At 58.6% G+C, this 13728-nt stretch carries 10 protein-coding genes; 5 read left to right on the top strand and 5 right to left on the bottom strand.

All coding sequences use genetic code 11. The features are described from left to right. Positions 1 to 7 precede the first annotated feature (7 nt). Positions 8 to 376: a hypothetical protein gene (locus tag HNR46_RS15585; RefSeq protein ID WP_246418139.1), complete on the top strand. Its 369-nt coding sequence runs from the start codon at positions 8 to 10 to the stop codon at positions 374 to 376. 98 nt (positions 377 to 474) lie between these two features. On the opposite strand, the gene HNR46_RS15590 is transcribed toward HNR46_RS15585, so the two are convergent. From HNR46_RS15590 to HNR46_RS15605, 4 genes are all read right to left on the bottom strand, one after another. After that, a complete protein-coding gene (locus tag HNR46_RS15590) occupies positions 475 to 4350 on the bottom strand; it encodes a GH92 family glycosyl hydrolase (RefSeq protein WP_184020437.1) in 3876 nt (1291 codons plus the stop codon). Between the two features lie 93 nt (positions 4351 to 4443). Beyond that, entirely contained in the window at positions 4444 to 5760 is a 1317-nt protein-coding gene (locus HNR46_RS15595) for a DUF1552 domain-containing protein (protein WP_184020438.1), read from the bottom strand. Further along, on the bottom strand, positions 5760 to 8066 hold the full coding sequence (locus HNR46_RS15600; RefSeq protein ID WP_184020439.1) for a DUF1592 domain-containing protein: 2307 nt from the start codon (positions 8064 to 8066) through the stop codon (positions 5760 to 5762). Before HNR46_RS15600 ends, HNR46_RS15595 begins: the two co-directional genes overlap by 1 nt. Before the next feature lie 69 nt (positions 8067 to 8135). Next, the gene (locus HNR46_RS15605) at positions 8136 to 8513 is read right to left on the bottom strand and encodes an RNA-binding S4 domain-containing protein (protein WP_343076052.1); all 378 of its coding nucleotides are present in this window, start codon (positions 8511 to 8513) and stop codon (positions 8136 to 8138) included. 184 nt (positions 8514 to 8697) lie between these two features. On the opposite strand from HNR46_RS15605, the gene HNR46_RS15610 reads away from it, so the two are divergent. The 4 genes from HNR46_RS15610 to HNR46_RS15625 all read left to right on the top strand — a co-directional run bounded on the left by HNR46_RS15610 (position 8698) and on the right by HNR46_RS15625 (position 12481). After that, on the top strand, positions 8698 to 10407 hold the full coding sequence (locus tag HNR46_RS15610) for a sodium:solute symporter (protein WP_184020441.1): 1710 nt from the start codon (positions 8698 to 8700) through the stop codon (positions 10405 to 10407). 118 nt (positions 10408 to 10525) lie between these two features. Next, a complete protein-coding gene (locus HNR46_RS15615; protein WP_184020443.1) occupies positions 10526 to 11668 on the top strand; it encodes a serine hydrolase domain-containing protein in 1143 nt (380 codons plus the stop codon). 77 nt (positions 11669 to 11745) lie between these two features. Then, positions 11746 to 11898 carry a hypothetical protein gene (locus HNR46_RS15620; protein WP_184020445.1) on the top strand — a complete coding sequence of 51 codons (153 nt, stop codon included), beginning with the start codon at positions 11746 to 11748 and terminating at the stop codon, positions 11896 to 11898. A gap of 1 nt (position 11899) precedes the next feature. Beyond that, a complete protein-coding gene (locus HNR46_RS15625) occupies positions 11900 to 12481 on the top strand; it encodes a nitroreductase family protein (protein ID WP_184020447.1) in 582 nt (193 codons plus the stop codon). Positions 12482 to 12487: 6 nt separating this feature from the next. Here the strand turns inward: HNR46_RS15625 and pelA are convergent, their stop codons facing one another. Further along, positions 12488 to 13654, bottom strand: coding sequence for a pectate lyase (gene pelA / locus HNR46_RS15630; protein WP_184020449.1), 1167 nt, complete (start codon positions 13652 to 13654; stop codon positions 12488 to 12490). Positions 13655 to 13728: the final 74 nt, after the last annotated feature.

Raw genomic sequence — 13728 nt, forward strand, 5'->3', positions numbered from 1 at the left:
ATGCAAAATGGCAAAAAAGCCAGTCACGAATCCGACACGGGCCTTGGCCCTCCAGCCCGAATCTGGAAGCGTGAACCTCATGACCACCGAGGAACTCGCCCATTCCGCCCGCCACGACGACTCCCCTCCCGCTGAATTGGATGCCATTTCTCGGGCCCTTTGGTGGGCTCGAAACGGCCAGTGGGAAGCCGCGCACGATCTCTGCCAGGAAATTCCCGGACCGTTCGGAGCCTGGATTCACGCCTGGCTCCATCGGGAAGAGGGCGACTATGGCAATGCCTGCTACTGGTATGCCCGCGCCAATCGCCCCGCCCCCGCTGTCGACGCTTCGCTGGAACACGAGTGGTTCACACTCGCCGAAGCCCGGGAGCCGTAAGACCGGCGTACCCTCTCATCAATTCCGCCCCCTGAAGGAAAGCCAAACGACCCCGCCCGCTCGGCGCAGGCAGGGTCGTTCCCTTAAGCGTTCACCCTTTACCGGGCGGCAGGAGGCCGCGCCGCGGACTTCGCCAGCAGCTCGATTTCCGACAACACGATCTTCCCATCCGGGCGGGTCATGCTCAGCCGATACTGGCGAAACGCTCCCGGCTTTTGAATCTGCATCGGCAAGGTCTGGCGCCGGTGGGCAAAAACTCGCCCGCTCCGGGAGTCGATCTCCGACCACAGGTTGCCGTTTTGGCTACCCTCCAATTTCCATGAAACGGGATCGGCCTCTTCGCGCCCTGCCGTCAGCGTGTAGAACGTCGCCACATGCTCATCCGAAGGGAGCTCAATGGTCACTTCACCCGTTCCTTCGCCAACGGTCACCTCCGTGGCCGAGGAGTTGTCGAACAAGGCCGCAGCATCCTGACCGTCCCCGATCTGCACCCGCGCTTCGCCCAGATTCAGAATATCCGAGAGGGGACGTGCCACCTCCCCTCCCTCGGTCAATGACGGCGGAGCTTCCTCCGGTGCTGCACCCCAACGAGAAGGCTTCGCCCCCAACACAAACTCCAACTTTCCTCCCTCTTGGAACATCGAAGAATCGATCGACGTCGAAGCGTAAGGCTTTCCGTCCACCTTCAGCGACTGAATGTAAACCGTCGATGAGTCATTGCCCGGCGCCGAAATGACCAACTCCTTCCCGTTGCTCAGATGCACCGTTGCCTTCTCATACAACGGCGAACCGATCACCAACTGGTCCGAGCCCACCTGCAGAGGATAGAGCCCCAAAGCGTTGAACAAATACCATGCGGACATTTCACCATTGTCCTCATCGCCTGCATATCCTTGACCAATCTCCGATCCGGTAAAGGACCGCTGCAAAGCCTCGCGCACGATCTTCTGCGACTTCGCCGGAGCTCCGGCACCATTGTAAATGAAGGGCACGTGATGGCTCACCTGATTGCTCACCCCCCATTGGCCAAAACGAGCATCGCGGGCCTCCACCTCTTCGTGAATCGGACCCAGAGACGTTTCGGGTGTCGAGAAAAACACATCCATCTTCTTCTCCAATCCGGCACGGCCGCCATACAAATTGGCCAAACCATTCGGATCATGCGGAGCATGATAGGAGAAGTTCCATCCATTCGTCTCCGTGTAGGGACCGAACCATTTCGTCGGATCGTAATTCTCAGGCGAAACAGCGAAGGTGCCGTCTGCATTGCGGGCTTGGAAGAACCCAATCGCGGGGTCGAACAAGTTCACATAATTCAAGGCACGCTCCAACAGGTAGGCACTTTCCTCACGCAGGATCGAGCGACGTTCCTCGGGAGTCGCGGGATCCTCTGCCAAGGCCGCCGCCATATTTCCAATGCCAAAATCGTTGATGTAGCCTTCCGTCGCCCACGAAACACTTTCGTGCTCACGTGCCGACGAATACCCAAGGAACAACGATGTCGTCAGGCCCTTACGACCCACGCTTTGATTGTCCGACGGCACCGTGGCATTCTTCATGGCGGCGTCGTACGTTGCCAATGGATCCTTCAGCGGCACACCCCGCAGGTAAGCATCGGCAAACGCCACATCCGAGCTCGTACCCGTCATGATGTTGGCGTATCCCGGCGATGACCAACGCGCGATCCAACCTCCCGCTCGATATTGATCCACGAAGCCATCGATCAGGTCGGCCGCAATTTCCGGATACAACAATGCGTAGGCGGGCCACGCCGTCCGGTAAGTATCCCAGAAGCCGTTGTTCACATACATGCGACCCGAGACAATCTCCGCCCCGGTCTTTTCTGCCGTGCTTCGCTCCACTGGTCGACTCACCGGACTCGCATAACGAAAATCCGGTTTCTCTTCCGTTCCCACGTTCTCAAAGTGGACGTTCGGATAGACATTGAGGCGATAGAGACAGCTATAGAGAGAAACCAATTCGGTCTCCGAGGCCCCCTCCACTTCCACCACCCCCAGACGCTCATTCCATTCCTTGCGAGCCTCCTCACGCACTTCATCGAACGACTTCTCTCCGACCTCCATGGCGAGGTTCTTTTCCGCCTGCTCGAGGCTGATCAGCGAGGTCGCCACGCGTACCGTAACCACCTTGTCGCCAGTAGTATCAAACGTGGCGTACTTCGTCAGAGCCCGCCCCCCGGGAGCGAGACCAGTGCTCTTCGGAACGCGATCAAACTTTCCAGCCAGAAACATGCGCGACTGCCCCACTCGGAATCCCGCACCATGATCGACCCAGCCGGTCACCCGGCCCGTTGCGGGGTCAATGGTCATTTCCCCATCCCCTGTCGGCGTATCCATGACCACGCTCCCCGCATCCCCTGGAAAAGTGAAACGGAAGATCATCCCACGGTTCGTCGGCGTCATCTCCGCCTTCACCTGATTCGACAAATCCACTCCGTAGTAGTCGGGCTGTGCGACCTCATCATCATGGTCGAAAGGCACCGCCCGGGCGTGGTGACCGCCAGGAGGAGTTTCTCCTCCCGCCACCGGCATCATCGAGAATTGATTCCGATCCCCCATCCATGGGCTCGGCTGGTGGGACACCGCCAATCCTTCAAGGCGCGTGCGGTTCTGCGCGTCATTGTCCGATTGCCAGGCATACTCGCGCGAAGATGCGCCCGCGTTGGTCACTGGCACCAAAAAATTGAAGCCATTCGGAACGCAGGTGATCGCCTCGTTCGATCCACGGGAAAAGGCACCCGACGAATTCGTCCCGCGACGAGTATCCACATAGTGAGTCAGGCTGGAACCATCGATGCGCGCCGGCTCCTGCTCGATCTTGATGTCATCGATCCAGCCCTGAAACTCCGTCGTTTCACTGGCACCGCCGTTGTCGTATGAAATCTGGATCGCCTCGATCGTTTTTCCCTCCGCAAGGGATCCCAAATCAATGCGGACGTTGTTCCACTGGTTTGGATACAGCACCTTGCCGGCACCCTGACCATGTGCGGTCGCCGAAATCTCATACGCATCCACAGGATCGAGACTCGAAAGCTGAGTGCCATCCGTGAACCGCAAGTTCAAGGCCGTGAACGTCGAAGGATACTGAAGATCGTTGCCCGTAAGCTCAGGGAAAATCTGGTAGCTCAGACGGGCATTCTTCCCAACGGGAATCTTCACATCAAAGAGACGGTTCATCGCATATCCCCGCCCTTCTCCCGTATGGCGGCCAGCGTAGCGCATCGCTTTCACCCCATCCCAGCCCACCATAGGCTTGATGTTGTAGCCGGATGAAGGCCCGCTGCCGATCTCCGTCGTCATCGGCGACGCCTTGGCCATCGACGACTCCTTGGGAATGAGGTCCCAGCTCGCGAGCTGAAAGCGATCGCCCTCTTGAATCGAATCGATCTTCAACTGATAGAAGCGATACCGCTTTGGCGAACGCAGAGTGAACCGCTTCGTCTGGCCGCGCTGGCGAGGTCCCCAGCTTTCGCCGCTTCGAGCGTCGAGTTCCTTCCAGTCCTTGCCGTCATCGGATCCCAGCACCTTCCAATCGCGCGGGTCGCGCTCAGCGTGGTCATTCCCCGAGGTCAGGGTGTAGGCCACCGCCTCGCCCGGCTCGGAAAGTTCATACTGAATCCAGCCATTCGGACGAAAGGCCAGCCACTTCGAGCCCCCATCATCATCGGCAGCTCTCTCAGCGGTTTCATTCGGTGGATTCTCCGCCGAGGCGGTGACCTTGGCGATCGACTTCATCAGGGCATTCGGCACGCGGCCTTGCACATTCTTTTGAATCGCTTGTCCGCCGGACGCGTGTTCTGCCTGGTTCTCGAGAGCCTTCGGAGTTTCCCCGTCCTCGAAAGAGGCTTGGAAATCCACGGCGGCAAGAGGAGCGATCCCTGCAAAAAGCAGGGCAGTCGTCAGCAGCCTTTGTCGGCTGGACGGAAACATCAGGGTTGCTTGGGTTGGATACATGAATCGGAAATTACAAAGAAGATGCGATGCCAATCCCGCCGCGAAGACGACGGCTAGGGAATCTTCGTACTAGAGAAATCGAAGTCAGAGTCGTCACACGAGATCAAGAGGCCCTCCGTCACAGAACGATTCTTGTCCGAAGACCGGGATTCGATGCCCGAAGGCATGAGCCACTGAGAGCCAAAGACGATTGTGCGGCACGTTGTCAAATCGCAGGGATCTTCCAGTTTGGAAACCGAGACCGCCCCCCACCATCACGAACGGAATGTTGTCGAGGCTGTGGCTGTTGCCTTTTCCAAGCTCGTTCGTCCAGACCAGCGTCGTATGATCCAGCATCGAGCCGCCACCACCCGGCTCAGGAGTATCGTCCAGGCGTTGCACCAAATAGGCAATCTCTCCGCACAGCCAGGTATTGATGCGGATCAGTTTTTCCTGCGCGTCGGCATTTTCATCCGGCTCGTGGGACAAATGGTGATGATCATCATGAATATCCAGCCAGCGCATCCGCGCCTGTCCCACGCTGTTGGTGTATTGAAGCGTGGCGACCCGCGCCATGCCGTTGGCAAACGCACTGACCAGCAAATCGGACTGCATTCGGCTGATTTTAGGGATTCCATCGTTGTCGATCGCCACCCCGGCCTCCAATGCCGGAGGAGGGAATAAGAGCTGCTGGGTGCCAGCACTTTGCAGATCTCGCTCCATATCCCGAACAAAGCTCGCATGTTGATCGAGTAAGTCCCGCTCTTCTCGGTCAACTCGGGCAGCGATCGTCCTCAAATCCTCACACACGGAGTCCAAAACACTGCCCAACGACTCGCGATCTTTCACACTGCCGTAGAGCTTCTCGAACATCGCATAAGGATCACTCAGCGGAGCGAGCGGTTGATTCGCCCCAGCGTACGACTCTCGAGTCCAGGGATCCGCACGATTCGGCACGGCCACCCCCATCTCCAAAGAACCGAACCGAGTGGCGGTTTCAGCCCGCGATTGGAGGAAATTCCGAATTTCCTGATCGATGGACAGATTGCTGGCCCAACCCGCGGGCTTGTCACTTCCTCCCTGGATGTTCCCTGGCAGCAACTCGTCGGCGGTGAGCAGGCAACTGATGCCCCGCATGTGCCCATCGCCATCGCCGCGGATTTTGTTGCTCACCCCTCGCAGGGTGAGCAGCCGATCCTTGAAGGGTGCCAGCGGTTCCAAAATGCGTTTGAGCTGGAAGTTCGCACCCACTTCATCGGGCCAGAATGCTGGCGGAATCGTCCCGTTGGGAGTGAAGATGAAAATGATCCGCTGCATCGAAGGATGCGCTGTGGTCTCCTGCGCCAAGGACGGCAACACGGGGAGAAACGGTACGGCAGCGGCAGACAGACCAAGCTGCCGAAGAAATTGGCGGCGGGTGGAAAGATTCATCAGCGTGCAGATTCGGGGTTCGGTGCTCCCAGCAGAGCAGCCTGAGATTGAAGGGTCACAAGGAGGTTCCGAATGTGATATCCGGAGGCAGCAAAATGATGGTCCAGTTGATCCAACATCCCCCGCCCGTAGACCGCGGGATTCTGCTTCAGCTGGTATTGGAGAATCTGCCGGATGAAACCACGACGGGCCTGATCCGAAGCCACCGCATGTTCCGCGACATCCCGCGGTCCCCGCAGTCGTAAGGTATGGCCCCCAAATGAGGGAAAATCCGATTCCGCATCAATCATCCGCTCGCCTTCCGTCGTACGGAAACGACCAACCGCGTCAAAGTTCTCCAATGAAAACCCCAAAGGATTGATCGTTTCATGACACGTCATGCAGTTCGCGCTGCGAGTCATCTCGGCGACCTTTTCCCGCATGGTCATCCTCGGGTCGAATTGATGATTGTCGAAGGCGATGGCCTCCGGTGGCGGCTTGAGCAAACCCCCGAGCACATTTCGACTCACAAACACCCCGCGATGGATGGGAGAAGTGCTGTCCGGATGAGCCAATCTCGCCAGCAGATAAGGATGGGTGAGAATTCCTGCCCGCTGAGCAGGATCGAATGCCACCTCCACAAATCCCCGTCCTTCCGGAATCGGGGCTTCATAGTACTTAGCCAAGCGCGCATTGAGGGGAATCTCCGAAGACAAGATCAACTCCCGATAGTCGGAAGCATCGCTCCAAACGATGGTGTCGACAAAAATCTCCAGGGAGCGCCGCAAATCGCTAACCATCTGTGCATCAAATCCCGGGAACGCCTCAGGATCCTTCTGCAAATCTCCTTCGCCATCCAGCTTCAACCACCGCTGGAAGAACGCGTGCAACTTCGCCCGAGCCCGCGGATCCTCCATCATTCTCCGCGCTTGTGCTTCGATTGGCTCCGGCGAACGAAGCCGACCCTGCTCTGCTGCTTCGCGCAATTCTCGATCCGGCAACGAATCCCACATCCCAAGCGCCAGCCGACTGGCAACCGTGAAGTCATCCACGCTGGACTCAATCTCCGGATAGAGAAACCGTGGTGACTTCAAAATGAGAATCACCGCCCGCTTCACCGCAGCTTCCGGTGAAGTCAGCCCCTCAAAAGGCGCCACCACATATCGCTGACGCAAATCTTCAGATAGTCCGCGCCGGAACGCCCGCGCCGCCATCGTCGCCACAAACTCCTTCAGTTTCTCCACGCGTTGCGGGTCGTTTTCCTCCACACCGCTCAGAACCCGAAGGCGGTCCACCACTTGATTGGCCACCTCCACCGCCGCCGCCGTCGTGGCATCGTGCCACGCTTGGGTCACCCCCGTTCCCCGCTCATAGCCTTCGCTCGCATCATCCGCAGGGAATGGGGTCGAACACACGGCCACCCGCGTTGCCGAAGCAGGCGAAAGAAATGGCGCTTCAAGAACCTCCGAAACCCCGTGAGGCGGAGTCCATTCCAGCCGGAGTCGCCCACTCGGATCCAGGTATTTGAAGTAATCCAAGCGAATCGGATACGCCCGCCCCCCTAACAAAAACATTCGCGCCGTCACCTCACGATCTTCGGACCCGGAACTCACCCAAGCATCCACGAATGCTGGCTGCCGCTTGGCACCACTATCATCCCGGAAATTTCCATCACCTTCCTGCGAATCTCCATTGAGGTAGAGGCGCGCCCCATTCGGAGTGATCAGCTTGAACTCATACCACCCGGTCTCGGGGGGCAGCAGCGAACCCTCCCAAGCGATCGAAAACTGATCCTCTTTCATCCCCTCAGCCGGGGCCCCCGTGCCGAAATCAAACGACATCTGCCGATCCTCCCGCTCCAATGCCTTGCGGGCCTTCTTATTCATCCCATCGGAATCGAAATAAACCGCCCGCAAACCCGTTCCCTCGCCCCGCGAATGACTCTGCCCGAAACTCCCCAATAGATCGGCCACCGACTCGCGAAATTGCCGATTCGTCAACCGCGCAAAAGCTGGCCGCGGCCTCTCCTCCGCCCCCGCCTCCACCGCGTAGAACGCGTGGTAGATGTATTCCGCCACCTTCGACGATTCCTCCGCGTTCAGCAGATCCGGATCATCCTCTGGCATGCGCCGGTCAATATAGCGCGCCAGCGAATCCAGCGAGCGGTCGCCGCGCAGCGGTTCATCCACTTCATCCGGAACCCCTTGACCTTCCTCGCCGTGACAGGAAGCGCAGTATTGAGCATAGATCGCCGCCCCCTCCGGCCTTCCATCCTGAGCGGACAAAAGCCCTGCCGAAACCCACCATAGACAGAGAACCCAGCGCACGTTCTCCCCATACGAACCGATTCCGGAAATCTTCGCAGCCTTTCTTTCGCGAGGAATCGCAGCACCCGATTACTCGAAAAAACCGCGTCCCTTCTCCAGTTCACGCCGATTTCTCTTCGTTGGACGTCCCTGGTCGCCCTCCTTCCGCTGCGATCGCTCTTCGCGCCACAACCTCCGGCTCTCCTCCACTTCCGGGGGCGTGAGATCCTCACAGGCATCCTTTGCCAGCACCGCACTCACCCGCTGTTCAAGCAAGCCCTTCACCCTCACCACCCGCGTCCCTGGCCCCTCGGGATAAGGCAATTCCATCACCTCACCTCCACGCAAAAGACTCGAAGACTTCAGCTCACGTCCCTCGGACTTCACCCGACCACTCTGACATGCCTTGGCAGCCAATCCACGGGTCTTAAAGAGCCTCACCGCCCACAACCATTTGTCCAATCGCACGCTTTCCACACTGCGAAACTCCCTCCAAATCCCCATAAACTCAAGATTCCACCCCGCTTTTCCCACGGCGTTACAAGAATCCTTTCCTGAATGTCCCGCTGAATACTTGCCGCCTCGCCAGGAATCCCATAAATGCCCCTTCACGGCTGATTTCCGCGGCCGTTTGTTTCAGACCCAGAATACCATGTTCGCATTCCTAGCCCAAACCGCGCCCCAACTATCGGGCATTGATTGGACGGTCATCGGTCTCTACTTCTGCCTGTTGGTGGGGATCGTTTACTGGTCCTCCAAACAACAGAACAGCACCGCTGACTACTTCCTCGCCGGGCGACACGCCGGTTGGTTCGTCGTCGGATGTTCGATTTTCGCATCGAACATCGGCTCCGAGCACATCGTCGGTCTCGCCGGCTCCGGCGCCAACAACGGCCTCGCCCAAGCCCACTGGGAGATGCAAGGATGGGTGCTGCTGCTGCTCGCTTGGTTTTTCATCCCGTTCTACTACAGCTCCGGAGTTTTCACGATGCCCGAGTTCTTGGAGAAGCGCTTCGATGCTCGCTCCCGCTGGGTCCTCTCGATCGTCTCCCTGATCGCCTACGTGTTCACCAAGGTGGCCGTGACCGTCTATGCCGGAGCCATCGTCTTCAAAACGCTCCTGCCAGACACCTTTGGTTCGCCTGACAATGCCTTTTGGGTTGGCGCCTTCACCACCGTTTTCCTCACGGGCATCTACACCGTTTTCGGTGGCCTGCGCGCCGTCATTTACACGGAGGTCGCTCAAACCATCGTGCTGCTGACTGGGGCGGCCTTCATCACCTATTTCGGCCTCGATCGCCTCGGCGGTTGGGGGGAACTTGTCGCCTCCGCCAAACCTGAGAAGGTTTCCTTCGCCCTTTGGCGCCCGCTGAGCGACATGAATTTCCCCTGGCTGGGCGTCATGATCTCCTCCGTCATCATCGGCACCTGGTACTGGTGCACCGACCAATACATCGTCCAACGCTGCCTCGCTGCCAAGAACCTCCAGCAAGCCCGCCGTGGCGCCATCTGGGGGGGAGCCTTGAAAATGACCCCAGTGTTCATCTTCCTCGTTCCCGGCATGATCGGCTGGGCGCTCCACAAAAAAGGTCTCATCGAGATCCCGGTGGAAAATGGCAAACTCATCGGAGACCAGGTCTTCCCCACGATGGTGGCCACCCTCCTTCCTCCGGTCATTCGCGGATTGGTCGTTGCCGGCCTGATGTCCGCCCTCATGTCCTCGCTGGCCTCCCTGTTCAACTCCTGCGCCACCCTCTTCACCGTTGATATCTACGAGAAACTCCGCCCCGGACAGAGCGACAAGAAACTCGTCAACGTCGGCCGAATCGCCACCGTCGTGGTCGTCGGCTTCGGCTTCCTTTGGATCCCGATCATGAAGAAGGTCGCGGAAGAAAGCCAAGGCCTCTACGACTACCTTCAAGGGGTTCAGGGATACATTGCCCCCCCCATCTTCGCCGTCTTTATCCTCGGGATCTTCTGGAAACGGATCAATGCCACCGGAGCCTTCGTCGGCCTCACCAGTGGCTTTGTTGCGGGCATGATCAAACTCACCATTCAGACGATCGTCACCACTCGGGAAAATCCACCCACGGAGGGGATCTTGGCCGCCATCGGCCACTACAACCAGTACTACGCCCATGGTTGGCTCACCCTGTTCAGCGTGATCGTCGTCATCGCGGCCTCCCTCGCCACCCCGGCACCAGCAGCCGAAAAGACCACCAACTTGACCTTCTCCACCATGACTCCCGAAGTGAAGAAGTCCTGGAAGGACTCCATCGGCATCGGCGACTACATGGGAACCATTGGTGTCATCATCATCGTCGCCGTGGCTTACCTCTACTTCAGCTTCTGGTTGAACTGATCTGCCCCAAGCCATTCGACACGCTTATTTCCAAGACCCGGCCTCATGCAGGCCGGGTCTTTTTTCTTTCTGCCGTCCCCTGCAAGCCCCGCCCCTGGGCCGGCGTAGCTTTCGCTCGATGAAAACCCTCACCGCTCTCGCCTTGTCCACCCTCATGCTCCACGCCCAGCCCCTCCTTGAGCCCGCTACCCAAGCCGTAGAAGAAGCCCTTCGCCTTCACGAAGTCGCCGGAGCCGTCACCCTGGTTTCACAGGAAGGAGAAATCCGCCACCTTTCCAGCCAAGGAGCCGCTCACCTTGAGAACGGCACCCCTATGAGAGAGGATGCGTTGTTCTGGATCGCCTCCATGTCCAAGCCGATCACCGCAGCCGCCGTGATGCAGCAGGTCGAGGCAGGAAAACTCGATCTCGATGCCTCCATCGACCGATATCTCCCTGAATTCAAGGACCTCAAAGGCCCCGATGGCCAGCCAGCGACCATCACTCTCCGCCAATGCCTCACCCACACCAGCGGCATGAAGGATCTCGAAGCCGGCGAAGGTGCCGACCTCCACACCTTGGCGGAATTGACCGCTCGGATTGGTCCGCGACCCCTCGATTTCACCCCCGGCAGCCAATGGCGCTACTGCCAAACCAGCATCAATACCGCTGCACGCGCCGTCGAAGTGGCCTCCGGTGAGTCCTTTCCCGACTACCTCGAAAAGCACCTCTTCGGCCCCCTCGGGATGCGCGACACCACCTTCTACCCCAACGAAGAACAGGCAAGTCGCCTCGCCACCTCCTACGAACGCCAGGAAGACGGATCCCTCCGCGCTGTGCCCCTATCCTTCCTGTTTGGCAAACCCGTGACCTCCCACGATCGCTACCCCAGAGGCAATGGCGGGTTGTTCTCCACGGCTCGCGACTACCATCGATTTGCTCTGATGCTGCTTGGTCAAGGAGAACTCGAAGGACACCGTTGCCTCAGCCCAGAAAGTGTCGAAGCCATGTCGAGCGTCCAAACCGCTGACCTTCAAACCGGTTTCACCCCCGGCAATGGATGGGGCATCGGCTGCTGCGTCATTCAACACCCTCAGGGCATCACCGCCGCCCTTTCTCAAGGCTCCTTCGGTCACGGCGGAGCCTACGGCACCCAAGTGTGGATCGATCCCGCGAAACAACGAGTTTTTCTCCTCCTCGTGCAGCGCTCAAATTTTCCAAACTCCGACGGTTCCAACCTCCGCCAAGCCTTCCAAAACGCCGCCGCCAAGGCCCTTGAGTAAAGCTCTCTCTCCTTCCATCGTGGCTCAGCTGCCTCGAAACCGTCCATCGCCGTCAACCCGCACTCCACCCAGGATCGGTGACCACCAGTGACAACACCGATCACGACGACCTGGCAGACTTCCTCGCCTTCCTCCGCACTCCATCTTCCAGCGACACCACCTGCGCCATCCATTCCGCCCTGCCCGCGGGCAAAGTCCATCGTGCCCACGAAATCTCCATCCGTCACTGACATGTCAATCTACCGCAACCGTCGTACCTTCAAGCCCGTCACCATGGATCCCGACAAGGAGGTGCCGCGAGAACTCCTCACGGACATCCTCGAAGACGCCCACTGGGCACCCACCCACGGCTTGACCCAACCCTGGCGTTTCCACGTTTTCACCTCGCCAGAATCACGCCAGCGAATCGCCACGACTCTAGTGGATCTCTACGATCAGCTTACACCCGAGAACCAGCAGGATCCTTCCAAGCGCAAGAAGCTTGAAGTGGCTCCTCGTCGCGCACCCGTCGTCATTGCCCTGCTCGCTCACGTGGAGCCCCAGGGCAAAATTCCGGAATGGGAAGAACTGGCCGCCACCTCGTGCGCCGCCCAAAACCTGATGCTCTCTGCCCACGAAAAGGGCCTCGGCACCTTTTGGAGCACCCCACCCGTGGCCTGTTCCCAAGAATGGATCCGATCGCTGGGACACGACGCCAATCACCTCGCACTCGGCCTCATCTATCTCGGTTGGCCCTTGGAGAATGAACCCAATCCTCGATCCGTAAGAGCCCCCTTGGCAGAGCATCTTTTTTGGCATGATAAAGTCGAATGATCGCCATCACGGATGATGCCCAAGTTTCTTGCGCCATTTTTTCGCTGCTTGATCCACGACGCTACCAGGGCGCGATGACACATAGTCGTAGCCGACCTTATTGCGTCGCGCCAAGGCATCGAAATCCTTGTAAATCACTCCATCGCGACCGGGATAAATCGGACGATCCGTGCCCAACTCATAAAATCGAGCCCACTTCCGGCTCTTCTCGTCATTCGCGGTCAACGCCACTTCTTCCAACCAGCTTAGACCGTTCTCAATGCACCTCACCAAGGCCGCGTCCGGTTCATCGACGCTCATCAAAACCTTGAGCAAATTGGCACTCTCAACACTGACCAGCGCCGCCGGTTCCATGGCCCGCGCTGCCACCGGTGCCAGTGAGATCGCATCATGCTGGCCACACCATCCCTTGCCTTCGAACTGCATCCGAACGGCGCAGAGCAAACCTTTTTCGAAGGCCTCTTGGCAGTCGCGCTTCAGTCCCACTCGCACCAAGCCTGCATCCATCTCCGCCACCGACTTCATCAGCTCCAGCACGTGAGTCATCGCATCGTCGTTCAGCGTAACGGCATCGTGATACCCTCCTTCCAAAGGAAACACCTGTGGCCAACCACCATGAGGGTTCTGAGCCGCCAAAAGATACTGCAATCCTCGTTGCACTCCCTCGCGACAATCCGAACGCTTCGTCTTCCGCCACACTTCAACCAGAAATTGAATCTCCGCGGTGGTCGCACGGTTATCGATCGTCCCTAGATAATGCGGCCGATGACCCGGATCGTACTGCGAGGACCACTGCATCCCATGCAGCCGCCGCCCTTGAGAGTAACCATTGTGCTTTGACCAGCCTCCCGCCGGAGTTTGATAGGAAAGCAACACCTCCGCCAGAGCCTGAGCCTCAGAACTCCCATACCACCCATCACCCGGCTGCTTCGGCAACTTGAAATCCGCGCCGTCCGGAGCTTTCCGAGCACGCTCCAGACCCTCAGATGACAATTCCTCAACCAGTCCCTGCTCATTCAATTCAGCCGCCACCTTCGAACGCTGGAGATACGCCTCCCAAGCAGCTTGCTCGGACGGAGCCAACTGCTCGACCGCTTCCTCGGTGACTGCAGCCGAGCCGACACAAGAAAACGCCATCGTTGCTCCGGCAATCATGCCCAGCCAATGGCTCATCCTCCGCGCATCGTTCCCTTGGCTCCTGATTCGTAACATCGCCTCACATCCTACAAAACTGCCCCCAGAGGAAT

The sequence above is a fragment of the Haloferula luteola genome (assembly GCF_014201715.1).
Lineage (GTDB): Bacteria > Verrucomicrobiota > Verrucomicrobiia > Verrucomicrobiales > Akkermansiaceae > Haloferula > Haloferula luteola.

What these genes read in the sequence shown, in the direction of transcription:
- HNR46_RS15585 (WP_246418139.1), top strand. Translation starts at nt 8, where the DNA reads ATGGCAAAAAAGCCAGTCACGAATCCGACACGGGCCTTGGCCCTCCAG.
- HNR46_RS15590 (WP_184020437.1), bottom strand. Translation starts at nt 4,350, where the DNA reads ATGTATCCAACCCAAGCAACCCTGATGTTTCCGTCCAGCCGACAAAGG.
- HNR46_RS15595 (WP_184020438.1), bottom strand. Translation starts at nt 5,760, where the DNA reads ATGAATCTTTCCACCCGCCGCCAATTTCTTCGGCAGCTTGGTCTGTCT.
- HNR46_RS15610 (WP_184020441.1), top strand. Translation starts at nt 8,698, where the DNA reads ATGTTCGCATTCCTAGCCCAAACCGCGCCCCAACTATCGGGCATTGAT.
- HNR46_RS15615 (WP_184020443.1), top strand. Translation starts at nt 10,526, where the DNA reads ATGAAAACCCTCACCGCTCTCGCCTTGTCCACCCTCATGCTCCACGCC.
- HNR46_RS15625 (WP_184020447.1), top strand. Translation starts at nt 11,900, where the DNA reads ATGTCAATCTACCGCAACCGTCGTACCTTCAAGCCCGTCACCATGGAT.
- pelA (WP_184020449.1), bottom strand. Translation starts at nt 13,654, where the DNA reads ATGAGCCATTGGCTGGGCATGATTGCCGGAGCAACGATGGCGTTTTCT.